The sequence below is a fragment of the Lederbergia graminis genome (genome assembly GCF_042655485.1).
Lineage (GTDB): Bacteria > Bacillota > Bacilli > Bacillales > Bacillaceae_C > Lederbergia > Lederbergia graminis.
In genome coordinates, this window is sequence record NZ_JBHSMC010000001.1 from 735634 (window position 1) to 762325 (window position 26692).

The window sequence follows — 26692 nt, forward strand, 5'->3', positions numbered from 1 at the left end:
TACGTTCCCCTTAAGTTCTTCCTCCGGTTTCTCCTCTCCCTTTGCCTTCTATCCTTAATGGAATTAGAAGGGCCCTGCATAATGTGCAGGGTTTTTTTATTATTTGATGACTATTTCTTTTTCTGTTTGAACTACAGTAACATTAAAAAGCTTATCAATAACATTTAATTCAATATAAGGATCCTTATTAAATAAACGAATAGGGTTATGCGTCATTTGATATCGTTGATTATTTAACATAAACCTCTTCTCTTCCGGATAAAAATGATATTGAATTACACCTTTTTCTGCTGCAATTTCCCTATTCTCTTTTAAACTCACTTCGTACTCTATAGCTTGTAAGAAAGGAATAAATTCAATATATATTTTTTCATCATCGAAAATTACTTGTATATCCTTATTTGTATCACTGTCAATCATTAATTCTCGACTATCCTTATACATCAATGGTATTAATGTATTTTGATGCTGATTGATTTCAAAAAATAATACTTGAGCATTCAATACAGTAGACAAAAGTTCATCCATTTCTTTTGGTGAGGTTATTATCCGGTTATCATTTTTGATTTTATCAACGAAATGATTTAGTTCGTTTTCACTAATTTTCTCCGAAAGTTCCTTATACATCCCTTTTGCTTTGTCTGTTCCAACTGGACGCTCTAAAATGATGGCTAACACAATTTCACGTAACCAGTGCAAATTATTATCTAAATTAAACTTCATATCCATATTTGCTAGTACAATTTTTTCTTGAATTGTGTTTATTGGAGTTTGTACATGAAAAAGGTGTAATGAATCTGTTTGAAATTCTGTATGTGCATTTGAGAATATGATATAATCTTTTGTTGAATTGATCTCTTCAAAATCAAGTTGAGTGATATCTATCTCGACATTATTATTTTTATAAACAATAAGATTATCATTTACTTCTATGTAATCTAACACTTCTTTCTGCCAATATAAAATTGGGCTAACCTCGTTAAGTTCATACACATAGTAATCAATATAATCCATTCTCTTACTGCCTACTAATCTTCCAGGGCTGACCCAGCTACCCTCTCTCTTAAGTGAATCAGAAATCTCCAAACGGGTTGACTTTACTTCTATACCTTTAATTTCGACTACAAAACTGTCGTATAAAATACTCTTTTGGTCCTTTGGTGCTGGGAGTTCATAAGATATTGTGACAACACTTTTATTATTTTTCAAAATACCATCATCAATTTCACATTTTTGATTACTTCCTGCTTCACATACAATGTTATCTGCTTGCTTGGGTAAATCAATAGTATATTTTTGCTTCTTTAGCCCATCAATTGTTTGCTCAATCTTAATCATATTTTTATCATGTAACATGCGAACCGTTTGTTTCACAGGGACAACAGCTTCTTCCGCATCTGATGAGAAGCCATTCCATTGAAAATATAACATTATTCCTGTCATTAAAATGATGGGTATTATAAGAAATAAAAACTTCTTCAATTCATTATCTCCTATCGTCTATCCATTTTTACCATAGAAAAAGCTGTCATATTAGCAAGGTTGTATTTGACCTTACCTTTATAACAGCTTCATTCATTACAATCCGATTCTATAATCATATTCCTTCGCTTTATCAGGCTTAGAATTCTCAAATTCTGTTTTTAAATAAGGTCGATAGGAAAGTTCTGCCTTTTTTACAAAGGGCATAGAGGACAACTTTTCTACAAGTCCTGCTGCTTCATCCTGTGCACAATATAAGACAACGTATTTCATTCGTTTAGAAATATAGTGAACATTTCCAAATCTCCTTAAAGTCTTGGCATTCTTTAAGCTATATAACCAAATAATAACACCTTGTCTGCCATTAGCTATTTTCTTTTCTTCATGCATTAAGAACACCCACATCCTCCACCGGATCCGCAACCCCCACTACAAGAAGACCCAGTCTCAAAAAAGGGATTCCCTGTAGGAACTTTTATGTTTTCTGATACAGATTTTCCGATTATCATGCTAACTTCATCCAATAATCCCTGTAATTCAGTCTCTGCTTTTCGGAAATTTGCTACATTTTCATCTAGATCCATATCCCGTTTAAGTTGTCTTGTTTTAACCATTATCTCTTTATAGTCGGGATGATAACGCCCAAATCTTTGGACATCTTCATATAGATCCTTCATTTTTGAAAACTCTGCAATTTTCCTTTTTGTTTCCGGATCATTATATAATTTTTTATAATAAAAACGGTACTTTTCAGCAATTTCTGATGTTAATATCAATTCACCTAACAGTTCCGCTCTATCTAATAATTCTACACTTTCGATTGTAGCAAGCATTTGCTCACCTCCAATCGTAATTTTACCATGTTTTCATAATGCTTGCACATCTATTAGATAATTGTGACTAAAAATTCCTTACTTACTCCATACGACTTATTATTCAAATCCACTAATTCAACTTTTAGTTTATGTGTTCCAGATTTTAACCCTTTTACAACAAAGGCCGCAGTATTATATTCATTGTATAACCTATTATTAACATATAATAAAACTTTTCCATTATTTTTACTAGCGGTATTAGCGAAGCGTATATCTTTCACATTACACTCCACTAACACATTCCTGCCATGAACATTGTGCTTAATAATTGCTTGCGAAAAATCTTTCTTTTGAATTTCAGCAGCTTCTACAGTAAAAGCTTCAGGCTCAGGAACTTCTTGTTTACATCCACTTAAGAATAATAAAATTATTACGCAATAAAACATCTTCTTCAAGAAAATCACTCCTTAATCATTAGTTTTTACTAATGATTAAGGTTACATGCATTTTCTATTATATTATTCAGATTGATTCATTGATTGCAGCATACTCATCATCATCGAGGCCATATGTAGGTTATTAGAAAACCTTTGAACTCGATGTGGGATTGTTTTCTGGAAATAATGTAACGAAGCTATTTCAAACTGCTCCAATAATTCTGGGTGCCTAGCTAACTTCCTATACCAAATTGGTTGTTCTCTAATAAATTGTTTCAAATCATTTTTAGAATGAATGTATTGCACTATTTCTTGTCTCAAAATATTCCCCTCCAGCGTTTTAGTCTTTTCTAAATGCGAAAGGGTGTCTCGCCCCTTGAGATTGACTTGTATTTTGTTTATTTTCACTTTGGAATTGACCCATTACACCTTGTATAGCACCAATAGCTTCACTTAACTGACCAATATGATATTGAAGTTGATTTGGATCCATTTTCTTTAACACACCTGTTATTTGGTTAATCCAATTACTATTACCACTGGATTCTTCTGTTGTATCATTACTTTCCGTAGATTGATTCAGTTTATAATTAGACCATTTAGGATCATCTGGACCTAATAAATACCACTCTTCATAGAACTCTTGCCACGTTCCTTCACCACTTCGAACTGCTTTTACTAATTCAGGGTGTTCTTTTACAAATAATTTAAATTCTTCAACGGATGGATGTAATTTTTCCGCCACCACACTCACCTCAAATAATTTTCTATTATTATTTAAAGTATGAAAAATTAGGTGGAAATGTGATGTTTATCATCATTCACTTATAAAGCTGTTATTAGTAGTAATCATACTTAACTATATACAAAAAAAAGACCATAATTTGGTCTCCATCACTAATCCTCAATTTCTATAAAGTTTTGTGTATAATTTTTACGATAAACTCCGACACCTAGATGTGTGAAGTTTTCTGCTAATAAATCTTTCTGATGGGCTTCAGAATTCAACCAACCTTCAATTGCAGCTGGACCATCCATATATTCAGCTGCTATATTCTCTCCAGCATTTTTATAACTAATATCATTAGATTCTAAACGGTTAGTTAATGTCCCAAAATCTGGTGAATCATGTGAAAAATAATCATTTTCAAACATGTCCTTACTGTGTTCATATGCTATTCTTCCCAATTCTTGGTTCCACTGTAATCGTTTAAGCTGATTCCTATCTCTAATTACGTTCGTAATATCAAAGATTTGTTGTTCTATTCCTATCTCAATTTCATTCCATTCAGTATCACTTATTTCTGGTGGTTCAATTAATTCTCCTCGATACACTAATTCATATGGCCTCATTGCTATCAACGTTTCTTTATCAAAAAAACGTATACTAGATAAACTACTTGTGTATTTATTTAGTGATAATTGCGCGTATATATCACCTAATTGGACAAGCGGCCGAATATTCAAATCCTCTTCGGAAAGCTCAAATCGATATGCCCCATCTTCAATAGTAACTAAAATCTCAGCTTCTAAAAATGTAGTACGAAAAATTTCTTCGATTGTTTGACCAATACGAAATGGTGCTACATTCAGTTGATTACCAAGTGCATATATAGTTACAATCTTTCCATATTCAACACCTACTTGCATATAAGTACCCGAAAAACTTTTATAAATCCACCAATCATAACCGTAGGCGGATGGTTCTTTTCTTTGTGGTTCGCCATACACTTCCGTAAATTCCTTACCTGATTTACCTATATATTTTGATAAGCCCTCATCTGGTCGTTTCGTAATAGTTGATGTATCCTCTTCTATCGTATAGTCAACCTTAGGAGAACTCAAATTATCTTTTAAGGGTTCATTTTCATCTCGAATAGAATAACTATATATCATTAATATAAAGATAATAGGCACTAAAATTATAATTCGAATAATGCTGCGCAGAATTATCACCTCCCACATGAAATAGCAATGAATCATCATATATTAGAACTTTAGTAGGATATATCAATTAATTTATGATTATTATAACATCAACATACTAAGTTCGATAATAGAAAGTATTGTAAACGTTAATATTTCCGGATAATAAAATTGCTCCTCATGAAAGCTAATAAATAATATGGTCCAATCAATCGTCTTCAAACTTTATTTATTGATAAATAATGGCAAAACCAGTACTCTTATCGTCAATTCATTGCAACAATATCAACTTTCGACTATTATAAAATGGAGTAATTTTATTCATTATAGATATTAGGTCAAATTTGACATCAACAATTGGAGGGAAAACTAATGAAATTTGAAAATAGTGGTATTGAATCCATTAAAGTTGATCTTAATAATTTAGATGAAGTTATGGATCAAAACGGTATGGTTAGAGCAGGTCAATGGGATTATGAACGTGTTACATACGATCATAAATTTCAAATTAAGGAAGGTACATACTATCTACGCGTTCAAGGTTATGCAATTGAAGGTGACGTAGGAGCACACGATGCAGTGATTCAATTAATGCAGCCAATTTTAGGTAAGCATTATTATCCACATGGCGTTGAATATGGAGAAGACGAGTATTTTCCAGAGCATCTAGTAAAACAATGCAAGCAAATCCTTGAGAAAATTAATAAAGAACTAGCAATATTTGCTGAATAAATTTACTAAAAAGAACATGGACAATGTAACCATGTTCTTTTTCCTTTACTAGCTTATTATTAATAATAATACGCAATAACACTGCAATTATTAACCATGTTTATAAAATTAACAAAAGCTGCCGGATACTAGACCCAAGCAGCTACTATTAAACACTTATGTTAAAGCCCAAGAATTGCCTTGATCATGGAAGTAGTCGTACCACCTTCATAGATGATATAAAGTAATAAGTAAACGACAACACCAGTTATGGCAGTTAAAAACCACACAATACTTGTAATCGGTCCAAGCTTGCGATGAAATGTAAGCTTATTTTTATAACCTGTAACAAGTGAAATAATTCCTAGTACGGCTCCTATGGTTGCAAGCGTAATATGGAATATTAAAAATATAGTGTAGTATATTTTATACTCATCTGGTCCTCCAAATGAAGTATTTCCAACAAAAATGGTTCTACTAGAATAAATGATGAAAAATACTACTGCAAATATAGCAGCACCTGTCATCACTTTTTTATGACCATCAATATCCCTTTTTCTAATCTTTCCCCATCCAATAGCAACGAGGATAGCACTTATTATAATACACAATGTACTTAATGTTGGTAATAATGGAACCGACATAGGCTTCTATCTTCCCCTTGTAACATTCTTTTTCTGTATATTTTTTACTCTGCTGGTTGAGTTCTTGGTTCTAATAATGCTGCCTCGTTTATTTTATCTCCTTCTTCTTGTTCCTTTTTGTACCACTCAAAGAATATCTTAATTAACATTGTTCCTAAAATAATCTCTTGCATTATTTTCATAATTACTCCACCAAGCTGTTGATCCTCTAATGGTTTCATATTGACGAATAATTCTGGTCCGCTTATCGATAGATTAGTCAATAATGTTCCCGGTACACAAAGTTCCATCGCCTTCATCCACATTTCACCGTCTGTATATGTACCATACATAGCTGCTGGTGCGAAGATGATCAACCCACAAGCTGGTGTTAATAATACACTATCACCAATTAAATAAGCTAATTTCTTCAAACCATGTAGTTGGTGATGTCCCTCTAATTTATTTACTAATGGCCACCATTGTAAAATAGCAAATATAAAGAGAACTACAGTATATAATGCATGAATAAAAATATTCATCTTCACTGCATCCATAATTAATGGTATATGGTAAACGGAGAATAAGCCATTAAACATTATTATTGCAATTAATGGTTTAGTAAGGAATTTAAAAACTGGTTCGATTACTCGAATACCTACTATCTTTCTCCAAACCCAGTTAGGAATACCCATAATGACAAGTATAGGTATAACTAAATATAAAATTGCCATTTGTACCATATGGAACGTAAACATGATATGAGCCATTAAATCGACAGGAGATCCTTTTGTTGCATATAACAATACCATTGCAATAACAAAAAGAATTGCTTCACTCTTCTTTAATGGTTCACTTTCTGAATATTTATGGCGATTTTTCACAGTGATATAAAAATACCCAGCTATAATAAGAACGACAAAAATGAAAAAATATGGACTCCATAATGCACGAAATCCAAAAATACTTAAAGGCATTACCTTCACCTCTTTACTAGGTTTCTTCCCTAACCTCTATTATACTTTTCCCATCCCCCCACTTCAACAAAACCAAATGACAAGTTAATGACAAAACGAAAAGCGGCAGCGACTGTTAATCGACGTAAAAACTTCAGGGCCTTTGACTGAGATAAAGGAAACACGGTAAGCCGCTAGGCGAACCGATGTTGACTTATCGGAGGGAGAAGGACAATAAGTTTTCTAGTCGATAGGAGCTGGAGCTAGACAACGAAAAGCGGAGGGCGCCTGACTATCGGCGACAAGCAAATGTTCTGAGCCATAGAAAGGTGTTTTGTACCTTTCGTTGGCTCAGGTTATTTGACCTCGAGCCGATGGCGCCCGAAGCTAGACAACGAAAAGTGGAAACGCCTGGTCAGCGACGTACGGATTTCTAAGAGCCCTGACGAGATAAAGGAAACACGGCGAGGAACGAGTCGATGTTGACTTATCGTAGGAAGGGATCTGAAATCCACTAGTCGCTAGGCGTTGGAACTAGACAAAGAAAAGCGACAGCGACTGTTAATCGACGTAAAAACTTCAGGGCCTTTGACTGAGATAAAGGAAACACGGTAAGCCGCTAGGCGAACCGATGTTGACTTATCGGAGGGAGAAGGACAAGAAGTTTTCTAGTCGATAGGAGCTGGAGCTAGACAAAGAAAAGTGAAAACGCCTGGTCAGCGACGTACGGATTTCTAAGAGCCCTGACGAGATAAAGGAAACACGGCGAGGAACGAACCGATGTTGACTTATCGTAGGAAGGGATCTGAAATCCGCTAGGCGCTAGGCGTTGGAACTAGACAAAGAAAAGCGGAGGGCGCCTGGTCAGCGACGTGGGCATACAGGAGGTAGGTTACGTCGACGTTGTAGCGTATACAGGATGTACTAATGTAGGCGAAGCGGCAGGATGTCGCAGCTTAAGCCTGCAGAGGACGTGCCGGTTTTAGTCGACGCACCACTCTCTCCAAGATCCCAGAATGGAAATGAACAAAAAAATATAGGGCCTCCACTAACGGAAGCCCCATACTATTAATTACCACCAAACAATTGTTAGAAAACCAAGTAGGATGGAAAAGCCGATTATAGCTCCACCATATAAAAACAATTGTGGTGCTTCATGCCCTTTATTTCCCATGTGCATGAAGTAATATAATTGAAATATAACTTGAACAACTGCTAGTAGTAGTATTACTGGTACTACAAACCATTTATCAAAGCCTGCATACACTGCACCAAATGCTACTAGCGTTAAGAAGATGGAAATAGCGAAAGAAATTACTTGGTGACGCATTTCCTCTGCATTTCTTCTACGACGATATTCATATTCTACATTAGGATTGTTAGAATTTAAGTTGTTTGCCATCTTTATCCCACCATCCCCATTAAATATACTACAGTGAAGATAAATACCCATACAACATCAATAAAGTGCCAATAGATACTAGCTACATAGAACTTTGGAGCATTATATAGGCTTAATCCTCTCTTCGCATTTCTTACCATTAGAGCGATAATCCACCCAAGTCCAAACACTACGTGTGCACCGTGGAATCCGACTAACGTATAAAATGCAGAACTAAAAGCACTTGTTGTAAATCCAAATCCATATTCATGTGTATAATGATAAAACTCATAAATTTCTAATCCAAGGAAGCCCAAGCCTAATAATACAGTAATTAACAACCAAGCTTGCATCTTTTTGAAATGGTAATTCTTCATATGATATATCGCATACACACTTGTAATGGAACTTGTTAGTAATAGCATTGTCATTAAAAATGCTAATGGTAATTCAAATAAATCCTTAGCTAATACATCAGTTGCAGGATTTGGTACTTTATCCTTTAATGCAAGATATGTTGCAAACAAGGAAGCGAAAAGTACTGTTTCGCCACCTAGAAACAACCAGAATCCTAAAAACTTATTTTTTCCCTCTAATGTTGCTCTTTCGGGTGATTCAGGCCATGTTTTTGGTGTATAAGGTTGTTCAACATGCATTATGCCCTTACCCCCTTATCATTATCATTCAATAATTCTTCCTTTGTAATATGGTATCCATGATCATCTTTCAATGATCTAATTAACATGGAACCAAATGCAATTACAAGTCCAATGATTAGGACTGCAAGCCCCCAAGAATGTTCTTGACGGTAAATTGCTCCAAATGAAGCAATAAAGAATCCTAATGAAATACATATAGGAAGAATTGAACCGTTAGGCATATGAATATCCCCTACAGGTTCTGCAGCTGTAACTTCTTTTTTCCCTTCCATTTTTTCAATCCAGTAAGTGTCAATACCACGTACTAGTGGAAGTTGTTTAAAGTTATAGTGCGGTGGTGGTGATGGTAAAGACCATTCTAATGTTCTTCCGTCACCCCAAGGATCGTTGCCAACTTTTTCATTCTTAACAGAAGTAACAATAATATTATACAGCAATATTAATACCGCAACACCCATTAATAATGCACCAATGGAACTGATAAAGTTTCCTGCGTCTAACCCTTGACCAGGTAAGAATGTTGCGACTCTTCGTGGCATCCCCATTAAGCCTAGGAAATGTTGAATAAAGAATGTTAAATGGAAACCAATTAAGAACAACCAGAAAGTTATTTTTCCAAGTGTTTCATTTAACATAGTTCCAAACATTTTTGGCCAATAGAAATGTGTAGCAGCTAGAATAGCTAACACTACCCCACCAACAATTACATAGTGGAAATGGGCTACAACGAAATACGTATCATGGAACTGATAATCTGCTGGTGCCATAGCAACCATGATACCAGTTACCCCACCCATTACGAATGATGGTATAAATGCAGCTGCATACATCATTGGAGTAGTAAATTTAATACTTCCACCCCATGCAGTAAATAACCAGTTAAATATCTTAATTCCAGTAGGAACACCAATTGCAAATGAAGCTACAGCGAAGATTGCATTGGCAATACTACCTAGACCGACAGTAAACATATGGTGAGCCCAAACCATGAAGCCTAGGAAACCGATAAGTACTGTTGCAAAGACCATGGATGAATATCCAAAAAGTCGCTTTCTAGAGAAAGTTGCAAATATCTCAGAAAAAATACCGAATGTCGGTAAAACTAAGATGTAAACTTCTGGGTGTCCAAAAATCCAGAAGAAGTGTTCCCAAATTATTGTGTTACCACCAGCTACTACATTAAAGAAGTTTGCATCAAACATTCTATCAAATGTAAGCATAAATAATGCTACTGTTAGAGGTGGGAATGCAAACAAAATTAGAGTAGAAGCAATAAAAGTAGTCCAACTAAATAACGGCATCCTCATATATGTCATACCAGGTGCTCTCATGTTAATAATCGTAACTAAGAAGTTGATACCACCCATTAATGTACCGAAACCAGATATTTGGATACCTAATGCGTAATAATCAATACCATGCGTAGTAGAATTCAATGCTAATGAAGCATAAGAAGTCCAACCTGCATCAGGTGCTCCACCTAAAAACCATGATAGGTTTAATAACAACCCACCAAAAAAGAATAGCCAAAAACCAAGTGAGTTCAAGAATGGAAATGCCACATCTCGAGCTCCAATTTGTAATGGCATTATTAAGTTCATAAATCCAATTAACAGCGGCATGGCTGCTAAGAAAATCATGGTTGTACCGTGCATAGTTAACATTTCATTAAATAGACCTGCACTAATGAAATCACTATTCGGTGCGAATAATTGAATACGAATAATCAATGCTTCGAGTCCGCCTAAAAGAAAGAAGAAACCACCAGCAGCGATGTATAATATCCCAATCTTTTTATGGTCTACTGTCGTTAAGTAGTCCCAAAGTGCGGCACCAAAGCCTCTTTTCTGAGCAATAGTACTCACCTTTTAACCTCCCTCTTTATCAAGAGCCAAAATTACTTATCTTGTACTTTAAGCTCCATTAAATAAGCTGCAAGAGCATCTAGATCTTCATCACTAATTGCATCTTTTTTAAATTCAGGCATTGGATTACCTGGCTTATATTTTTGACCATCTCTTATCCAATTTTTTAATTCCTCTTCATTATGATCAAGGATACCTGCAATTTTTTCTCTTTCAGCAAAATTAGTTAAGTTTGGTGCGAATAACGGTGCATCATTACTTGCGGAAATCGCGTGACAAGTGATACAGCTATTATTAAATACCTCTTCACCTTGTCTAGCTAAATCTGTAGTTGGTTCAGGAGCTTCAGCATTTTTCATATCTAAAACCCATTGATCAAATTCGTCCCTAGGCATCGCTTTCACTTTAAAATCCATAAAAGCATGGGACGGTCCGCATAGCTCAGCACATTTTCCGTAAAATACGTTATTAGCTTCCTCGGCTTTTTCTTGATCCACATGTAAGAAGAATTTATTGATATTTTCCGGATTGTTATCCATTTTTCCTCCTAGAGGTGGAATCCAGAAAGAGTGTTTTACATCCGCAGAAGATAATTGGAAATAAACTCTCTCATCAGTTGGAATTACAAGGTCCTGACTCGTTACAATCCCTAAATCAGGATATTCGAATTCCCACCAATATAGATGAGCACGAACATTAACTACTAGATTTTCCGGATTACCATCTGCATCCTTTTTACCAATAGCGGAAACATCTCCTTGAGAGAACGTAACAGCTACTGTAGGAACAGAAAGAATAATAACAAGAATGATTGGAATAATTGTCCAAACAAGTTCTAGTTTATGACTTCCTTCAACTTGTTTAGGAATTTTATTTTCCTCACCTTTTTTGCGGCGGAAACGTATCATGACATAAATAAAAATAACAGTTACTACGACAATAACTAGTGTCATAACAGCTAAACTAAACATTATGAGATCATATTGTTGTTCCGCTACTTCACCCGCTGGTTTTAATGCGGACAAGTAGTTCTCGCCACATCCAGACAGGATAAGTGCCAGAAACGCAAGAACTGACACGATACGCATTTTTCGCAGCCATTGTTTCATAATTTCATCAAACCCCTCTTTCATTCAATGTCTTAACTTAAGGTCAAGCCTTTTAATATATGGATTCCTTATAAATAAGAAAGAATACCCCTAATAATTCAAACTATCATTGCTTATTTCCATTTGTTAAAATACAGAAAGAATTACCATTCCTGTAAACAGAATCGTCAAATAGTTCAATGAATATACAAACATTCGAGTCGCCCATTTTATATTATCCATTGTCTTATAACCAATTAATCCAAAAACGAGCCAACCTATATTTAATATAGTTGCTAAAATAACAAAAGCCATTCCCAATTCTGTCATAAAAAATGGTGTAGGTAATAATAATAATACCCAAATAATAATATGACGTTTCGTTACTTCAAATCCTTTAACAACTGGAAGCATTGGAATGGAAGCTGCTCGATACTCTTCAACCCTTCTCATTGCAAGGGCATAAAAATGTGGAGGTTGCCACACAAACATAATAAGGAATAGCATCCAAGCCATCGTAGGTAATGTCGGATCAACTGCTGCCCAACCTATTAAAGGTGGTACTGCTCCTGATATACTTCCAACAATTGTATTACTAACATGTCTTCTTTTTGACCACATACTATATAGCACTACGTAACTAAAGACCCCTATTATACCGATGACACCTGTTACTATATTTGTTAGAAAGAGCATTAATAATCCAAGGCCGACTAAAGTAAATCCAATTATTAATACTTTAGAGCCACTAATTTTCCCTGTTACGGTTGGTCTTCCCTTTGTCCTTTGCATTATTGGATCAATATCTCTATCGATAAAATTATTTAAGGCACATGAACCAGCAATAATGAATGCTGACCCTACTAAGGTTAAAATAACTATATCAAGAGATTGGAGAAAGTGTTTCTCTGTGAACATAAACGCTAACCATAAACCTGTAAAAGTAGTGATTAAGTTCGAGTTCACTATTCCGATTTTGATTAATGCCGTAAAATCACTCCAAGTAGTTTTTGCAGGACTTGATGTTTCATCGATTGTTGTAATTGTACGACTATTCCCCATTCAACCCCTCCTCTCTTCTAAATATCTTCTACAATCTTTACTATAAGCCATAATACTGTTATTTTCTCTATTTTTGGAGAAGTTTCAGTATTTGTTCAATAAGTGAACAAGCGTTTGACGAATTGGAAAATGTATGTATTTTAAATCGACTTACACATTATAACATAATTCGTCAAAAAATCATTATGGAGGATTAATAGTGGTCGCACAATACAATATTAAACCATATTCACGTCTTTTACTGCTATAAATTTTGATAAGTGTATGGCAAATCTGTGACAGCTATTAATACAACGTACCATTAAAGAATCAACTCTATTGTACAATTTTTATAGTGATTTTCAAGCAATCCGTTTACACAAGAGGAATTGTAACAATTTTGTCGGTTGTTTTTTAAAATAAGATTCGGTAGTATCAGTTATGGTATTAAAAGTATAAACCTATCAAGATATCACAATTAAGTATAGTAAGAAGGTGGAATATTGTACCGTAAGTTAAAAGGGTTTTCCGTTATCACAACTCTTATTATGATTGGTGTATTATTGGGAGGAGCCCTAGTTACTAAAACAGACTCAGGTATGGGGTGTGGTCGATCTTGGCCGCTTTGTGAAGGAGAACTAATCCCTAGTGTTATTACACCAGAACTAGTGATTGAACTTGCTCATCGACTCGTATCCGGAAGTGCTGCTATATTCGTACTTATTTTAAGTATTTGGAGTTGGAAGGTTATAGGACATATTCGCGAAACAAAACTATTAGCGATTTTGTCTATCTCTTTTCTAATCATTCAGGCTTTAATCGGAGCAGCTGCAGTGCTTTGGCCACAATCAGATTTTGTTCTAGCCTTACACTTTGGAATTTCACTCATATCATTTGCAGCAGTATTCCTACTGACACTGCTAATTTTTGAAGTCGATAAAAAATTTGATACCGAAAAACTTATTATCGACAAACGTATGAAATTTCATATTATAGGTGTGACTATTTACAGTTATTTTGTAGTATATACAGGCGCTTTAGTAAGACACACTGAATCAAGTCTAATTTGTCATGATTGGCCAATGTGTGTAAATGGTTCATTTACATTACCAGTGAATCAATATGAATGGATACAAATGGGACATCGCTTAGCAGCCGGATTAATTTTCATCTGGATTGCCTACGTAATGATTATTGCTATAAGAAATTATAAACATCAAAAAGTTTTATATTTAGGCTGGATTATCGCTTTTATAATCGTTTCATTACAAGTCACTTCTGGTGCGATTGTCGTCCTAACAGGTCTTAATATTTATTTCGCTCTGCTCCATGCATTATTTATAACACTTCTATTTGGGTTATTATGTTATTTCATCATGCTTTTATCACGAAATAAAGTGGTCGCATCAAATCAAGCTGCAATTCAAAACAAAATGGATAAAAAGAGTTTTTAAACACCAAAAAAAAACTTGCATATATGAATATGCAAGTTTTTTATTTACCGAAAATTGTTTTCATAATTCAAAGGGATTGATGGTGACACTGGCTTATCCTCTACTTTTTGATGTTTATATTTTTCATCATAATTTTTAAACATCGCGACATTAGATAATATCCCCATCGCTATCGATAAAACTAATATAGAGGATCCACCGTAACTAATAAACGGCAATGTTACACCTGTGATTGGTATTAAGCCAGACATTCCACCTAAATTAATAAATGATTGAATTCCTAACATAGACGCAATACCAATTGCTAACATACTTCCAAAAGGATCGCGACACCTAATGCCTATATAGATTCCTCTTAAGACTAGGTAACTTAATCCACCAATTACTATAATAACTCCAGCTATACCTAATTCTTCGGCTATAATTGCCATAATAAAATCAGTATGTGGTTCTGGAAGATATCCTAATTTCTGGACACTTTGTCCAAGACCTACACCTTTGAGCCCACCAGATCCAATAGCTAAATAAGAATTAACTAATTGGTAACCTTCCTTTTGAGCAAGTTCAAACGGATGTAAAAAGCCAGTAATACGGGCCATATTATTATCAGTTACGATAGAATCAAATTTAAATAGGATAAACGGAACAAACAATAATGCAAGTCCTCCTGCAATAGCTGCTAGTTTCATTAATGTTTTAAATTTCATTCCAGAGCAAAGAATTATCGTCATACCTATTAAGAAAGTAATTACTGCAGATCCATTATCTGGTTCGATTTTAATTAAAAAACAAACAAATACTAAATATATTATTGGTGGTAATACACCTTTATTTAGCTGGTTTATATATGCTTGTTTATTAGCATATACTGCAGATAAATAAATAATGACAGACACTTTGACAAACTCAGATGGCTGAATACTTCTAAACCCAACACTAATCCAACTTTGTGCATTATTTCCGACATAACCATAAGCGGACACTGCAAATAAAGCAAGTATAGCAGTTATTGTCATCGTTATTAGGAACTTTTTATTTCTAAAAGCTTTATAAGGAAAAAAAGCAAAAAATAAAAATGCAGCGAATGCAATAAGTAAGTTAATTTTTTGTTTATCGTAAAAAAAATCAGCTGGATATCCATAACGTTGGACAGCCATTACCATGCTCGAACTATATATCATGACAAGTCCAAACAAACAAAGGAAAATATAAACACCTATTATTGAATAGTCATGTGATTTAAGCATTTTTTTAAACATATAATTCTTCCAATCTATTTAAATAAGTTCGGCATAAAAGAAATAACACCTTTCAAAATCTAGGCTATCACATATTATTGAAAAAAACTCAAACAATTTCAATAAAATGTTTGAGTTTACATGATTTTTTGCGTTAAAAGTAAACTATTTATATGTTTAATCTACGAGTTATTTATCAATTGAAGCTTCATGAAGAGCTGAAAGTTTTCTTTCTAAAGAACCAATTAATTCTTTCCCATCTTTTTCATCCACAAGTCCTAAACGTACAGCGAAATCTATTTCGCGAGACAATCCAAACATTTGAGTGTCTAGCACTTCTTCATATAAAGGGCATTGCGGCATTGTTAAATTATCCATCTGTACCTGTATAAGACGTAATATCTTTTCAGCATCCGCCTTTAATATTTCGTAGGCTTTTTCACGATGATTTATTTGAGTTTCAGACACCACATTAATCCCCCTATCTCCTATCACGCATTAGCGCTAGAGTCCCTAAAAAATATGTAAGCAATTCTTATAAAAGGTCAGTATTATCTATAAATTTTACAACTAATATCAAAAAAAAGCAAGGGATTAGAGAATGAGGTAACGGAGATTTATAACTTACTAATAGGAAATGAACTAGACTCTTTTAATTTATAAATGTTAGCGCTATAATTTATTAATAGGAAGGAAGGGATATTACCGTGGATTTGATTATGAATATTAAAGGAAAAGTAAAATTTCCAATAACTTTAGATGTAGGTGCTTGGATTTTTGATGATCGCAGAATTGATTTAGATACATATTTCAATCATTCAATTGATGAAAATGAGGAAGAAGAAGAACTTACAATTGCTTCTAAACATTGGGATAGAGTAATTAAAGAAGGCTCTGTTGCCCCACCAACATTAAAGACCGAACGCAAATATGAAAAAATTAAAATGTTAACTGGTACATTTGGTATTATTTTTAGACCATTCTTACATAATTCCGAACCATTAAAAGATGCTACCACATTAATTTTTGAAACAGATAAGGGAGAATTTTCTTTACCTTTAGAGCAAGGGTATGACGTCATTATCCAATTCTCAAAGGAAGGAAAGCCACTACGTGAAGACGGCCCTGTCCACATTTTATTTCCAGATGGATCCAATCGTGATAATCCAATTAAGCACGTCAAAGGATTTAGAGTTGAGTAGAATCAAGCAGGCGGACGCACCCGCCTGCTTTTTACATTACAGTAAGTCTGCAGCTAATTGAGCAAGTCCTGAACGTTCCCCCTTCACTAATTTAATATGACCAGCAACTGGTTGTGATTTGAATTTCTCCAGTATATATGTCAATCCATTATTATATTCATCCAAGTATGGGTGATCGATTTGTTCAGGATCTCCTACAAAAACAATTTTACTTCTTTCCCCTACTCTCGTTAATATCGTTTTAGCTTCATGTTTTGTTAAGTTTTGCGCTTCATCAATTATGATAAATTGCTCTGGGATACTACGACCTCTTATATAAGTTAGAGCTTCCACTTCAATTGAACTCATTCCAGCTAAAATTGCATCCAACTCACCAGGTTTTTTTGTATTAAATAAATATTCTAGATTATCGTATATCGGCTGCATCCACGGTCTTAATTTCTCTTGCTTCTCCCCCGGTAAATAACCAATATCCTTTCCAACAGGAACAATAGGTCGCGCCACAAGCAGTTTTTTGTATAATCGCAAGTCTTCGGTTTGCATTAAACCAGCAGCAAGGGTAAGTAATGTTTTCCCCGTACCTGCTTTTCCAATCATCGTTACTAATGGAATATCCCTTCTAAATAATAATTCCAAAGCCATTGTTTGTTGAGCATTCCTTGGCTTGATACCCCAAATGGAATCATATTGATTGATGAGTTTCTTTAATGCTGTACCTTTCTCATTTACAATACCAATCGCTGAAGCGGAACTACCGAGTTCATCTCTTATGATTAAAAATTGATTTGGATAAAATCCATTACCACTGCACTCAAGTAACGGTATTTCACCGTGTTCATAAAACATTCCAATTTTATCTATATTGACATACATTTCTTGTACACCAGTATATATGTGATCTAATTCGACCACTCGGTCACTCAAGAAATCCTCTGCCATCAATCCAAGTGCATCTGCTTTTACACGGAGTAATGCATCTTTACTTACGAGTATAACAGGTTTCCCATCCGTCTTTGTTTCTTCTTCAAGGGCAATATTTTTTGCTACAGCTAATATTCGATTATCATTCGTTTTCTCTATAAAGATTTCTTGGAGTTGTTGAAAGGATCGATGGTTTAATTCGATACGCAATGTCCCTCCATTCTCTAATACAATTTTTTCATGGAGTTTACCTGTACCCCTAAAACCATCAATCATTTTTGAGACGATTCTTGCATTCCTGCCAACATCATTTAAGTATCTTTTCTTTGAATCCACCTCTTCAAGTACAACTGCTGGAATTACAATCTCATTGTCTTCAAATGAGTAGACCGCATTGGGATCTTGCAGTAAGACATTTGTATCCAATACATAAATTTTTGTCAAAATCGATGCCTCCTGCTCCTTTTTTATAATATATGTGGCTCCAAGTTGGCCGGTTCCTGAAGAAATTACTTCAAACAGTTCTTCCTATTTTTATGAAATATATGAAAGTCAGAATAAAGATAGAAGATAAAAGCAAAATAATAAAAAGTAATGAAGATTTTTTTAGGAGGTATTGTGTGTGAGAAATGTACTATTTATTGTTTTATGTTTAATTATACTGTCTGCATGTACTCAGAATAATGCTGACTCACAAAACGAAAATAAAAATTCAAATAATAATGTTCCAAATTCGGAGTTTATGCCTAAAGGTGTTTCCGTTAGAGATAGTCATTTAAACACCGATACAACTAAGGCATCAGATGAAGAAAGAGCTCAACACTTAGCAAATCTAGCTGCAAGTGTCCCTAATGTAAATGATGCTACAGCTGTCGTGTTAGGAAATATCGCCGTTGTTGGTATCGATATTGATGGAAATGTGGAGAGGTCCCAAGTAGGTACTATTAAATATTCTGTGGCTGAAAGTTTAAAACATGATCCACATGGTGCAGGAGCTGTTGTTGTAGCAGATCCTGATATTAACGCAAGATTGAAGGAAATAAGTGAAGATATTAAAAACGGCAAACCTATCCAAGGACTTATGAATGAATTGGCAGACATAGTTGGTAGAGTTATTCCTGATATTCCAATACAGGAAAAAGGTAAAAATCCTGAGGATTCAATGGATAATCAAAAACAAGACCTGAATAATACGAAGGAGAATAAATTAGAAAAAGAACAAGAGGAGCATTCTAGCGGAAATAACATTTAGTTTTCACAATCTTTCATGATATACTTGGATAATAATATTGCATTTTATCCAGGAGTGTATGATATGAAAGTACAATGTGTCATATGCGATGGTCAATCTCAGCTTGATGATGATTTGCCACTCGCTAAGAAATTACGTAACCGACCAATTCATACGTATATGTGCCATGATTGTTATGAAAGAATTAAAATAAAAACCGAAGCACGCCTTGCTAGCGGTAACTTCCACTTATATCAATATGACACAAAAAACAATGAATTCTAAACAAAAAGTGCTTCTGTCGATTTCATTTACAATATTAATAAATAAAATCGAAAGAAGCTGAAACATAAGTATGTAGATAGAACAAAAAGCCAAACTATTGCTTGAATTAATCAAAAGCTAGTTTGGCTTTTGGCGTTTAAATAACTAGTGTAAAATTCGAGTCAATTGTTTTTGCGCTTAACAGCGTGGTGTATTTTCACAACGAGTTAATTGCACTTACATATACCTAGTCTCTTTCTTATTAAATAGCACCAGATTTTCTTTCACGATGGAGTCTAATTTTATAAATGATTAAGATTAATGCAGCAACCATTAACCCTTCTGTAATTGGCAAAAAGATCGCTAAAAAGGTTAAAAATAAGCATCCAGCTATTAAAAAGGTATATATGATAGCTGATTTCAAAAGAGGTAGTTTTTTCGCAAACCCTAGTTTATATACTACAATAGTTAACGCGGTTATCGTAATCCATAGTAACCAATTTGATATACTTGGACTATCTGTAAGTAGATAATAAAAACGCAAGGTTGGTGAAAAACTATCAATTGCCTTTTGATCACTTACTGCTCCAATCAGGAAAGGGATATTTATCATGAGGTTCATTCCTGTAATTGCCCCCTCTACTAATACTAAAAAAATACTCGAACCTAACAATTAGGTCCGAGTATATCATAACATATAAGCAGGATATTGCTTCAACTATTACTCAACTTCTTGTAATTTTTTCTTCTTTGCTGCCTTTTCTCGTTCATTTTTGTCTAATATTTGTTTACGTAACCTAATGGATTGCGGAGTTACTTCACAATATTCATCGTCATTTAAATATTCTAAAGCCTCTTCTAATGACATAATTCTTGGTTTTTTAATAACAGTTGTTTGATCTTTTGTTGCTGAACGAACATTCGTTGCATGTTTCGTTTTTGTTATGTTAACTGTAATATCATTTTCCCGAGTGTGTTCCCCAACAATCATACCCTCATATATTTCGGTACCAGGCTCCACAAATATAGTACCTCGGTCTTCTACCTGTAAGATTCCATATGAGGTAGATTTTCCTGTTTCCATAGAAACAAGGACACCTTGTCTTCTTCCGCCAACTTTACCTTTTTGTAATGGTTGATAACTGTCAAATGTATGGTTCAAAATTCCATACCCTCTTGTAATGGACATAAATTCTGTAGTATAACCAATCAAACCACGAGCTGGAATATTAAATATTAATCGGACTTGGCCATTACCATTGTTAATCATATCTAACATTTCACCTTTACGTGTACCAAGTGATTCAATCACACTTCCAGTATGTTCTTCAGGAATATCTATTTGCACACGCTCAACAGGCTCACATTTTACTCCGTCAATTTCTTTCACAATAACTTGTGGTTTCGAAACTTGAAGTTCAAATCCTTCTCTTCTCATATTTTCAATAAGAATAGATAAATGTAACTCACCACGGCCTGAAACAATCCAAGCATCAGGGGAATCCGTATTTTCAACGCGAAGACTCACATCAGTTTCAAGTTGGCTTCTGAGACGTTCTTCTACTTTACGTGAAGTAATAAACTTCCCTTCTCTACCTGCAAATGGACTATTGTTTACTAAAAATGTCATTTGTAATGTTGGTTCATCAATACGTAGAATTGGTAATGGTTCTTGATGTTCTACCGGACAAATCGTATCACCGACATCAATACTTTCCATCCCAGAAACTGCAATTAGATCTCCTGCTGAAGCTTCTTGAATCTCTACCCGTTTTAAACCAAAAAACCCAAACATTTTAGTAACACGAAATTGCTTTGAAGTACCGTCTTGTTTTAATACGACAACTTGTTGTCCAACCTTCATGCTACCACGGAAAATTCTTCCAATTCCAATTCGACCAACAAAATCATTATAATCGAGTAACGAAACTTGGAATTGTAATGGTTCTTCTTTATTATCAATAGGTGCAGGAATATTTTCAATAATTGTTTCGTAAAGTACTTCCATATTTTCATCCTGGGAACTTGGATCTTTACTAGCAGTTCCTTGAATACCAGAAGCGTAAATAACAGGGAATTCTAATTGTTCATCATTGGCATCTAATTCAATAAATAATTCAAGAACTTCATCTACTACCTCTTCAGGTCTAGCGAAATCACGATCAATTTTATTTACAACAACAATTGGTGTTAAGTTTTGTTCAAGTGCTTTTTTTAGCACAAAACGAGTTTGTGGCATACATCCTTCATAAGCATCCACAATTAGTAATACGCCGTCCACCATTCTTAAAATACGTTCTACTTCTCCACCAAAGTCAGCGTGTCCTGGTGTATCCAAGATATTTATTTTAGTATCTTTATATTGAATGGCAGTATTTTTCGCCAAAATTGTAATACCACGTTCTCTTTCAATATCATTGGAATCCATTGCCCGTTCTGCAACTTGTTCATTTGTACGAAATGTTCCTGATTGTCGTAATAGTTGGTCAACCATTGTCGTTTTTCCATGGTCAACGTGTGCAATTATGGCAATATTACGGATATCTTCTCTAAGTTTCAAGTTTTTTTCCTCCATTAATTGGGATTAACTGAAGTATTATATCATATACAGTAGAAGATTTGTATTATTTTTTGTACAATAGTATTACACGAGGGGGTAATGTCATGCAAAATATTCAGTGGAACTTTCTAGCATTAGCCATTTTAGCTGTTGCATCAATTATAGGAATCGGCGTTTTCTTAGGAAGAGGAAGTTTATTAGGAATTGGAATTTGCTTCATCCTGTTCATTGCAATCATGGGAACTGGATTTACATGGAAAAGAAACCTACGTAATAAAGAAAATTAATATAAAAAATAGGCTCACCATAATTTGGCGCCTATTTTTTTATGTATGATTTAAATATTTGTTCATGTAGCCCTGATGATGTAACGAGTACTGGGCTTTTTTCTAATAAATTTAATGCTTTTCCATCCAAATCAGTAACAATGCCACCGAGTTCTTCAATGATGATCTTCCCACCCGCAAAATCCCAAGGAGCGAGACGCATACTAATATAAGCATCTAAACGACCTGTTGCAACATAGGAAAACTCTAATGCAGCTGATCCGTATGAACGTGTCCCTCGTACATCCTTTACGAGTTCGATTAAGGCTTCCCCTTTATTCGTATCTTTATTCTCAATGAGCCATGTAGCACTTATTCCAACAATAGCTTCATGTATAGGGACATCCTTTATTGGAGGAATTTTCACTTCATTACAATGAACACCTTCCCCCTTTTTACCATAATATAATTCATTATGTACGACATCATATAAATAACCGAGCTGTCCAACTCCATCTTCATAAATACCAATAGAGATGAAGAAATTTCTTTTTTGGTGCACGAAATTCATCGTTCCATCAATTGGATCGATTATCCAAACTACACCATCAAGCTGTTCGATCTCATGTCCGATACTCTCTTCTCCAAGTATTTCATGACTTGGAAATTGATTTCGAATATTAGTAACAAAGAAATTTTCAATTTCTTCATCCATATTCGTAACTAAATCATTTGCATCCGACTTTGTAGTAATTGTTAAAGTACTTTCAAATGAAGCAATAATCTTTGATCTAGCTTCCTGTAACCATTCTTTTGCAAACTTGTCTATCTTATTCCAATCAGTCAATATAATCAATCCTTTCAAGATAGATAGCCGAGAGTGTTTGTAAAATCTAATAAAGTTTAGCAGGTTGGATATTGTTGATTTACACATACAGTGCATATTTCTCAAGTTGAAGAAAAGTAGTGATGAAATTTTCTCTCGAATAGCAAAAAACGAACTTCCTTTATATATAATACATCAGGAAGTTCGCTTTATCATACTATCAGGAAAAAAATCACCCAATTTACGATTCAAAATGCTTCTAATTTTATTAGTTCTTCACGCAGTCTTTCCAGTTTGCGTTTTGTTTTTAATTGTAGATCTTCATCATTTTCCTGAAGTGCCTCATAAAGAACAGCTAATTCATAATTTAACTCTAAACGGAGTACCGCAAGCCTTTGTCTATCTAAGTTTTTCTTCCGATATGCATTCACTACTTGTTTCATGGAAAAACACCCCTTCCGAAATTGATTAACGACCATTCATCTTTCGGGAATTACTTAATATATTCTATGTTACCGGTACTATTGCCGTAACAAAATTGTGTGTTTACCTATGTAGTGTACTAGCTATTGGGTGATATTTATTATTTCTGTTATTATTTTGTACCCAATTTTTCTCTCCAATAAACTTTTCTTATGAATTTCGACTCTTCTTACTTACTCATCTTTATTTTATCCATTTGGTCTGAGCTTTTCGCCTGTTGGATTGTTCTATAGGCAGAATATCCACTTTCCTCTTCAAACTCATTACAAATATTTCTTTCATCTGCTTTCCCTGGAACAATCACCTTAAATTTCCGATATGCTTCCATAAGTTCTTCTTTTTTAATCCCTTTTTCATACGCAGCCTCTATAGCGTGAAAAAAAGCTACCACATCCAAAATTTCTTCTTTTGTCCAGTCGATTGAGAATGGATAACGATATTCCATTTTTTGTGCCCCCATTTCCCCTTCTTTGTATTATTGTTGGTAATCTCAAACTATCATATACCAAAAAAAACATAAATTATTTATTGTATATTCGGAGTTTGGATTAACTTCGGATCCACAGGTTCGTATCCTTTTTCAAGTAATCCTGTAACAATACTCTCTAACCCCTCAGCAGTCCATTTACGATCATGCATGAGTAAGTTTGATCCATTCGCTAATAAGGGAGTATTAACCATAATATCCGCAATCGCTTCTTTTGTCATATATTGTTTATCCCAATCATAACCAAATGACCAGTTCATTAAAAGCATATTCTCATCTGCAGCTATTTGTTGACTTACTTCGGTATTAACCCCAAATGGTGCTCTAAAAAACTTCGGCCTTTCACCTGTAATTTTTTCAACCATATCATTTACTGAAATAATTTCCTCTTTCTGTTCTTCCGCACTTATTTCTTTTAGATTAGGATGTGTTGCTGTATGATTACCGATTACAAACCCTAAATCATAAATTTCCTTTAATATTTGTTGTTTTTCAGGCGTTTGTATAAAATGACCATTCACAAAAAATATTGCTGGAGCATCCAACTCCTTTAGTGTTTTCGCCATTTCTAACGAATATTTATCCGGTGCATCATCAATTGTAAGTAACACTACTTTTGGATTCGCATCATCGATTGGGACGATGGAATAAATTTCATTCATTTTATATTGTGGTTCCTTCGTAATCACATCATTTTGTTCTTCCACTTCATCAGATATAGAATCTGATTCATCCACTTCACTATCTTCCTCATTTTGTTCTTCTAAGTTTATATTCTCGTTTTTGTCATTTACATTATCTTTCGTCTCATCTATTGATGATTCTTTTTCTGTAGAACAAGCACCAAGAAATATTACGACCAAAACAAGTAATATATATAAAGACTTCTTCATATTTACCTCTCCTTTATACCGAATTTTCCACTTCCATTTTACTCTATCTTCTATAAACTTTAGAAGAGGATTTCTAACCTATTTAACGTATCTAGTATGAAATAAACGATACCGTATGCTCCCAAACTCGTTATCGTAACAATGATTGAAATTCTATTCGATTCCACTATTTTTCTCGCAGTAAGAAATGCTAGATAAAGAAAAACTATAAATAGCACCAATTTATAAATGAAGTGATCCTTTCCAGATAACCACTCAGCAACTGTATACCCACACCAGAAAAATGTTTGGATTAGCATGGCAACATATTTTTTCAACATGGACCGCAACACCATCTTTTCCTAAATAGATTATTACTCTGATAATATGCGGGACAATTTATAGAATAAACCTTTACTTGTCTATAAAATAAAAAGGTTGTTTCAGCACAACAAAATGTGCTGACAACAACCTTTTATATATATTCACTATTACATAATATGGATTGGAGTTCCTAAAGCAACTTCCGCTGCTTCCATCGTAATTTCACCTAAAGTAGGGTGAGCATGGATTGTTAAAGCAATATCTTCAGCTGTCATTCCCGCTTCAATTGCTAGACCAATCTCAGCGATCATATCAGATGCACTTGCACCAGCAATTTGACCACCAATGATTACTCCATCTTCTTTACGAGTCACAAGCTTTAAGAATCCATCTGTGTTGTTTAAAGCGAGAGCACGGCCATTAGCTGCAAATGGGAACTTAGCAGCAACAACTTCTAACCCTTCTTCTTTTGCTTGTTTTTCAGTATAACCAACAGTCGCAAGCTCTGGTTCAGAGAATACAACAGCAGGTATTCCTAAATAATCAATTTCAGAAGGCTCACCAGCAATAGCTTCGGCTGCAATTTTAGCTTCATAAGATGCTTTATGAGCAAGTTGAGGTCCTGGAACAATATCACCGATTGCATAGATATTCGGTACATTTGTACGACATTGTTGATCGACTTCAATTACACCACGATCTGTCATCTTAATGCCAACTTGTTCAAGGCCTATTTCGTCTGTATTTGGACGACGACCAACCGTTACTAGGACATAATCAGCTTCAATTGTTTTCTCTTCTCCATTTGCTTCATACGTTACAACTACACTGTCTTCTTTTTCTTCTGCGCCTTTTGCCATTGCACTTGTAACAATTTCTGCGCCTTTATTTTTCAAGTTCTTCACAACAACAGAAGTCATTTGTTTTTCAAATGCACCAGCAAATAATTCACTGCTACCTTCAAGAATGGTAATTTCAGTTCCGAAGTTAGCATATGCAGTTCCAAGTTCTACTCCGATAACTCCACCACCAATAATCACTAATTTCTTAGGGATTTCAGGTAAGTTTAATGCACCTGTTGAATTGATGATGCGCTTTGAGTATTTAAATGATGGTATTTCAATAGGACGGGATCCAGTTGCAATAATCGCATGCTTGAAAGTATATGTTTGTGCAGATGATTCATCCATTACGCGTAATGTATTTTCATCCACAAAATATGCTTCACCTTTAACGATGTCAACTTTATTACCTTTTAATAAACCACCAACACCTGATGTAAGTTTGTTTACAACTTGACCTTTCCATTCTTGTACTTTAGAAAAATCAACTGATACATTATCAGCAGTAATACCAATATTATCAGAGTGTTTAGCTGTTTCATAACGATGACTAGCAGTAATCAGTGCTTTTGATGGAATACAACCAACATTTAGACATACGCCACCCAAATCAGCTTTTTCTACAATCGTTACTTTTTGGCCAAGTTGTGCTGCACGAATTGCAGCTACATACCCGCCTGGTCCTGCTCCAATGACAATTGTATCTGTTTCGATCGGAAAATCCCCTACTACCATTAT

Annotated in this window: 31 protein-coding genes; 6 read left to right on the top strand and 25 right to left on the bottom strand. The window is 34.5% G+C overall.

Annotated elements, in window-relative coordinates; translation table 11 throughout:
* Positions 1 to 99: 99 nt before the first annotated feature.
* From ACFPM4_RS03790 to ACFPM4_RS03820, 7 genes are all read right to left on the bottom strand, one after another.
* Positions 100 to 1482, bottom strand: coding sequence for a hypothetical protein (locus ACFPM4_RS03790; RefSeq protein WP_382347867.1), 1383 nt, complete (start codon positions 1480 to 1482; stop codon positions 100 to 102).
* Positions 1483 to 1578: 96 nt separating this feature from the next.
* Positions 1579 to 1872: a YlbG family protein gene (locus ACFPM4_RS03795; RefSeq protein WP_382348179.1), complete on the bottom strand. Its 294-nt coding sequence runs from the start codon at positions 1870 to 1872 to the stop codon at positions 1579 to 1581.
* Positions 1872 to 2315: a YlbF/YmcA family competence regulator gene (locus ACFPM4_RS03800; RefSeq protein WP_144925016.1), complete on the bottom strand. Its 444-nt coding sequence runs from the start codon at positions 2313 to 2315 to the stop codon at positions 1872 to 1874. The genes ACFPM4_RS03795 and ACFPM4_RS03800 overlap by 1 nt, the downstream gene beginning before the upstream one ends.
* A gap of 53 nt (positions 2316 to 2368) precedes the next feature.
* Complete coding sequence (locus ACFPM4_RS03805) at positions 2369 to 2752, bottom strand: hypothetical protein (RefSeq protein ID WP_382347870.1); 384 nt, start codon at positions 2750 to 2752, stop codon at positions 2369 to 2371.
* Between the two features lie 63 nt (positions 2753 to 2815).
* Complete coding sequence (locus ACFPM4_RS03810; RefSeq protein ID WP_144925022.1) at positions 2816 to 3055, bottom strand: YlbE-like family protein; 240 nt, start codon at positions 3053 to 3055, stop codon at positions 2816 to 2818.
* A 19-nt stretch (positions 3056 to 3074) separates the two neighbouring features.
* A complete protein-coding gene (locus tag ACFPM4_RS03815; RefSeq protein WP_382347873.1) occupies positions 3075 to 3479 on the bottom strand; it encodes a YlbD family protein in 405 nt (134 codons plus the stop codon).
* Between the two features lie 152 nt (positions 3480 to 3631).
* Positions 3632 to 4630, bottom strand: coding sequence for a CAP domain-containing protein (locus ACFPM4_RS03820; RefSeq protein ID WP_382348182.1), 999 nt, complete (start codon positions 4628 to 4630; stop codon positions 3632 to 3634).
* Positions 4631 to 5032: 402 nt separating this feature from the next.
* Between ACFPM4_RS03820 and ACFPM4_RS03825 the strand changes: the two genes are divergently transcribed.
* On the top strand, positions 5033 to 5392 hold the full coding sequence (locus ACFPM4_RS03825) for a YugN family protein (protein ID WP_382347876.1): 360 nt from the start codon (positions 5033 to 5035) through the stop codon (positions 5390 to 5392).
* Positions 5393 to 5553: 161 nt separating this feature from the next.
* On the opposite strand, the gene ACFPM4_RS03830 is transcribed toward ACFPM4_RS03825, so the two are convergent.
* From ACFPM4_RS03830 to cyoE, 7 genes are all read right to left on the bottom strand, one after another.
* Positions 5554 to 6015: a DUF420 domain-containing protein gene (locus tag ACFPM4_RS03830; protein ID WP_144925034.1), complete on the bottom strand. Its 462-nt coding sequence runs from the start codon at positions 6013 to 6015 to the stop codon at positions 5554 to 5556.
* A gap of 44 nt (positions 6016 to 6059) precedes the next feature.
* On the bottom strand, positions 6060 to 6971 hold the full coding sequence (gene ctaG / locus ACFPM4_RS03835; RefSeq protein WP_144925037.1) for a cytochrome c oxidase assembly factor CtaG: 912 nt from the start codon (positions 6969 to 6971) through the stop codon (positions 6060 to 6062).
* A gap of 1051 nt (positions 6972 to 8022) precedes the next feature.
* On the bottom strand, positions 8023 to 8352 hold the full coding sequence (gene ctaF, locus ACFPM4_RS03840) for a cytochrome c oxidase subunit IVB (RefSeq protein WP_144925040.1): 330 nt from the start codon (positions 8350 to 8352) through the stop codon (positions 8023 to 8025).
* Between the two features lie 2 nt (positions 8353 to 8354).
* Complete coding sequence (locus ACFPM4_RS03845; protein ID WP_144925043.1) at positions 8355 to 8987, bottom strand: cytochrome (ubi)quinol oxidase subunit III; 633 nt, start codon at positions 8985 to 8987, stop codon at positions 8355 to 8357.
* Positions 8987 to 10855 carry a cytochrome c oxidase subunit I gene (gene ctaD, locus ACFPM4_RS03850; protein ID WP_382347881.1) on the bottom strand — a complete coding sequence of 623 codons (1869 nt, stop codon included), beginning with the start codon at positions 10853 to 10855 and terminating at the stop codon, positions 8987 to 8989. The genes ACFPM4_RS03845 and ctaD overlap by 1 nt, the downstream gene beginning before the upstream one ends.
* 32 nt (positions 10856 to 10887) lie before the next feature.
* Positions 10888 to 11964: a cytochrome c oxidase subunit II gene (gene coxB, locus ACFPM4_RS03855; protein ID WP_144925050.1), complete on the bottom strand. Its 1077-nt coding sequence runs from the start codon at positions 11962 to 11964 to the stop codon at positions 10888 to 10890.
* A gap of 126 nt (positions 11965 to 12090) precedes the next feature.
* Complete coding sequence (gene cyoE, locus ACFPM4_RS03860) at positions 12091 to 13005, bottom strand: heme o synthase (RefSeq protein ID WP_144925053.1); 915 nt, start codon at positions 13003 to 13005, stop codon at positions 12091 to 12093.
* Between the two features lie 482 nt (positions 13006 to 13487).
* On the opposite strand from cyoE, the gene ACFPM4_RS03865 reads away from it, so the two are divergent.
* Complete coding sequence (locus ACFPM4_RS03865) at positions 13488 to 14438, top strand: COX15/CtaA family protein (RefSeq protein WP_382347886.1); 951 nt, start codon at positions 13488 to 13490, stop codon at positions 14436 to 14438.
* 44 nt (positions 14439 to 14482) lie between these two features.
* Here ACFPM4_RS03865 and ACFPM4_RS03870 read toward each other — a convergent pair whose 3' ends face one another.
* Both ACFPM4_RS03870 and ACFPM4_RS03875 read right to left on the bottom strand, forming a co-directional pair.
* Positions 14483 to 15697 (bottom strand): FtsW/RodA/SpoVE family cell cycle protein, encoded by a 1215-nt coding sequence (locus ACFPM4_RS03870; RefSeq protein WP_382347889.1) that lies wholly within the window; start codon positions 15695 to 15697, stop codon positions 14483 to 14485.
* Between the two features lie 168 nt (positions 15698 to 15865).
* A complete protein-coding gene (locus ACFPM4_RS03875; RefSeq protein ID WP_144925060.1) occupies positions 15866 to 16147 on the bottom strand; it encodes an Fpa/YlaN family protein in 282 nt (93 codons plus the stop codon).
* Between the two features lie 236 nt (positions 16148 to 16383).
* Here ACFPM4_RS03875 and ACFPM4_RS03880 point away from each other — a divergent pair, with 236 nt between their 5' ends.
* A complete protein-coding gene (locus ACFPM4_RS03880) occupies positions 16384 to 16878 on the top strand; it encodes a peptidyl-prolyl cis-trans isomerase (protein ID WP_382347892.1) in 495 nt (164 codons plus the stop codon).
* 36 nt (positions 16879 to 16914) lie between these two features.
* On the opposite strand, the gene ACFPM4_RS03885 is transcribed toward ACFPM4_RS03880, so the two are convergent.
* A complete protein-coding gene (locus ACFPM4_RS03885) occupies positions 16915 to 18243 on the bottom strand; it encodes a PhoH family protein (RefSeq protein ID WP_382347895.1) in 1329 nt (442 codons plus the stop codon).
* A gap of 178 nt (positions 18244 to 18421) precedes the next feature.
* On the opposite strand from ACFPM4_RS03885, the gene ACFPM4_RS03890 reads away from it, so the two are divergent.
* Positions 18422 to 19051: a YhcN/YlaJ family sporulation lipoprotein gene (locus ACFPM4_RS03890; protein WP_144925069.1), complete on the top strand. Its 630-nt coding sequence runs from the start codon at positions 18422 to 18424 to the stop codon at positions 19049 to 19051.
* A gap of 63 nt (positions 19052 to 19114) precedes the next feature.
* Positions 19115 to 19315 carry a YlaI family protein gene (locus ACFPM4_RS03895; protein WP_144925072.1) on the top strand — a complete coding sequence of 67 codons (201 nt, stop codon included), beginning with the start codon at positions 19115 to 19117 and terminating at the stop codon, positions 19313 to 19315.
* Positions 19316 to 19556: 241 nt separating this feature from the next.
* On the opposite strand, the gene ACFPM4_RS03900 is transcribed toward ACFPM4_RS03895, so the two are convergent.
* Both ACFPM4_RS03900 and typA read right to left on the bottom strand, forming a co-directional pair.
* Positions 19557 to 19907 carry a YlaH-like family protein gene (locus ACFPM4_RS03900; RefSeq protein WP_382348185.1) on the bottom strand — a complete coding sequence of 117 codons (351 nt, stop codon included), beginning with the start codon at positions 19905 to 19907 and terminating at the stop codon, positions 19557 to 19559.
* Between the two features lie 108 nt (positions 19908 to 20015).
* Positions 20016 to 21854: a translational GTPase TypA gene (gene typA / locus ACFPM4_RS03905; RefSeq protein WP_144925076.1), complete on the bottom strand. Its 1839-nt coding sequence runs from the start codon at positions 21852 to 21854 to the stop codon at positions 20016 to 20018.
* Between the two features lie 104 nt (positions 21855 to 21958).
* On the opposite strand from typA, the gene ACFPM4_RS03910 reads away from it, so the two are divergent.
* Positions 21959 to 22141 carry a YlaF family protein gene (locus ACFPM4_RS03910; RefSeq protein WP_144925079.1) on the top strand — a complete coding sequence of 61 codons (183 nt, stop codon included), beginning with the start codon at positions 21959 to 21961 and terminating at the stop codon, positions 22139 to 22141.
* A 31-nt stretch (positions 22142 to 22172) separates the two neighbouring features.
* Here the strand turns inward: ACFPM4_RS03910 and ACFPM4_RS03915 are convergent, their stop codons facing one another.
* The 6 genes from ACFPM4_RS03915 to lpdA all read right to left on the bottom strand — a co-directional run bounded on the left by ACFPM4_RS03915 (position 22173) and on the right by lpdA (position 26689).
* Positions 22173 to 22970, bottom strand: coding sequence for an inositol monophosphatase family protein (locus ACFPM4_RS03915; protein ID WP_144925148.1), 798 nt, complete (start codon positions 22968 to 22970; stop codon positions 22173 to 22175).
* Positions 22971 to 23194: 224 nt separating this feature from the next.
* Positions 23195 to 23389 (bottom strand): hypothetical protein, encoded by a 195-nt coding sequence (locus ACFPM4_RS03920; RefSeq protein WP_144925082.1) that lies wholly within the window; start codon positions 23387 to 23389, stop codon positions 23195 to 23197.
* 209 nt (positions 23390 to 23598) lie between these two features.
* The gene (locus ACFPM4_RS03925) at positions 23599 to 23874 is read right to left on the bottom strand and encodes a UPF0223 family protein (RefSeq protein WP_144925084.1); all 276 of its coding nucleotides are present in this window, start codon (positions 23872 to 23874) and stop codon (positions 23599 to 23601) included.
* An 80-nt stretch (positions 23875 to 23954) separates the two neighbouring features.
* Positions 23955 to 24809 carry a polysaccharide deacetylase family protein gene (locus ACFPM4_RS03930; protein ID WP_382347901.1) on the bottom strand — a complete coding sequence of 285 codons (855 nt, stop codon included), beginning with the start codon at positions 24807 to 24809 and terminating at the stop codon, positions 23955 to 23957.
* A gap of 59 nt (positions 24810 to 24868) precedes the next feature.
* The gene (locus ACFPM4_RS03935; RefSeq protein WP_382347904.1) at positions 24869 to 25129 is read right to left on the bottom strand and encodes a hypothetical protein; all 261 of its coding nucleotides are present in this window, start codon (positions 25127 to 25129) and stop codon (positions 24869 to 24871) included.
* 150 nt (positions 25130 to 25279) lie between these two features.
* Entirely contained in the window at positions 25280 to 26689 is a 1410-nt protein-coding gene (gene lpdA, locus ACFPM4_RS03940; protein WP_144925090.1) for a dihydrolipoyl dehydrogenase, read from the bottom strand.
* Between the last annotated feature and the right edge of the window lie 3 nt (positions 26690 to 26692).

Excerpts from the sequence above, each read along its gene's own strand:
- ACFPM4_RS03795 (WP_382348179.1), bottom strand. The coding sequence starts at position 1,872 with ATGCATGAAGAAAAGAAAATAGCTAATGGCAGACAAGGTGTTATTATT.
- ACFPM4_RS03800 (WP_144925016.1), bottom strand. The coding sequence starts at position 2,315 with ATGCTTGCTACAATCGAAAGTGTAGAATTATTAGATAGAGCGGAACTG.
- ACFPM4_RS03820 (WP_382348182.1), bottom strand. The coding sequence starts at position 4,630 with ATGATATATAGTTATTCTATTCGAGATGAAAATGAACCCTTAAAAGAT.
- ACFPM4_RS03825 (WP_382347876.1), top strand. The coding sequence starts at position 5,033 with ATGAAATTTGAAAATAGTGGTATTGAATCCATTAAAGTTGATCTTAAT.
- ACFPM4_RS03830 (WP_144925034.1), bottom strand. The coding sequence starts at position 6,015 with ATGTCGGTTCCATTATTACCAACATTAAGTACATTGTGTATTATAATA.
- ctaG (WP_144925037.1), bottom strand. The coding sequence starts at position 6,971 with ATGCCTTTAAGTATTTTTGGATTTCGTGCATTATGGAGTCCATATTTT.
- ctaF (WP_144925040.1), bottom strand. The coding sequence starts at position 8,352 with ATGGCAAACAACTTAAATTCTAACAATCCTAATGTAGAATATGAATAT.
- ACFPM4_RS03845 (WP_144925043.1), bottom strand. The coding sequence starts at position 8,987 with ATGCATGTTGAACAACCTTATACACCAAAAACATGGCCTGAATCACCC.
- coxB (WP_144925050.1), bottom strand. The coding sequence starts at position 11,964 with ATGAAACAATGGCTGCGAAAAATGCGTATCGTGTCAGTTCTTGCGTTT.
- cyoE (WP_144925053.1), bottom strand. The coding sequence starts at position 13,005 with ATGGGGAATAGTCGTACAATTACAACAATCGATGAAACATCAAGTCCT.
- ACFPM4_RS03870 (WP_382347889.1), bottom strand. The coding sequence starts at position 15,697 with ATGTTTAAAAAAATGCTTAAATCACATGACTATTCAATAATAGGTGTT.
- ACFPM4_RS03895 (WP_144925072.1), top strand. The coding sequence starts at position 19,115 with ATGAAAGTACAATGTGTCATATGCGATGGTCAATCTCAGCTTGATGAT.
- ACFPM4_RS03900 (WP_382348185.1), bottom strand. The coding sequence starts at position 19,907 with ATGATAAATATCCCTTTCCTGATTGGAGCAGTAAGTGATCAAAAGGCA.
- ACFPM4_RS03910 (WP_144925079.1), top strand. The coding sequence starts at position 21,959 with ATGCAAAATATTCAGTGGAACTTTCTAGCATTAGCCATTTTAGCTGTT.
- ACFPM4_RS03920 (WP_144925082.1), bottom strand. The coding sequence starts at position 23,389 with ATGAAACAAGTAGTGAATGCATATCGGAAGAAAAACTTAGATAGACAA.
- ACFPM4_RS03925 (WP_144925084.1), bottom strand. The coding sequence starts at position 23,874 with ATGGAATATCGTTATCCATTCTCAATCGACTGGACAAAAGAAGAAATT.
- ACFPM4_RS03930 (WP_382347901.1), bottom strand. The coding sequence starts at position 24,809 with ATGAAGAAGTCTTTATATATATTACTTGTTTTGGTCGTAATATTTCTT.
- ACFPM4_RS03935 (WP_382347904.1), bottom strand. The coding sequence starts at position 25,129 with ATGTTGAAAAAATATGTTGCCATGCTAATCCAAACATTTTTCTGGTGT.
- lpdA (WP_144925090.1), bottom strand. The coding sequence starts at position 26,689 with ATGGTAGTAGGGGATTTTCCGATCGAAACAGATACAATTGTCATTGGA.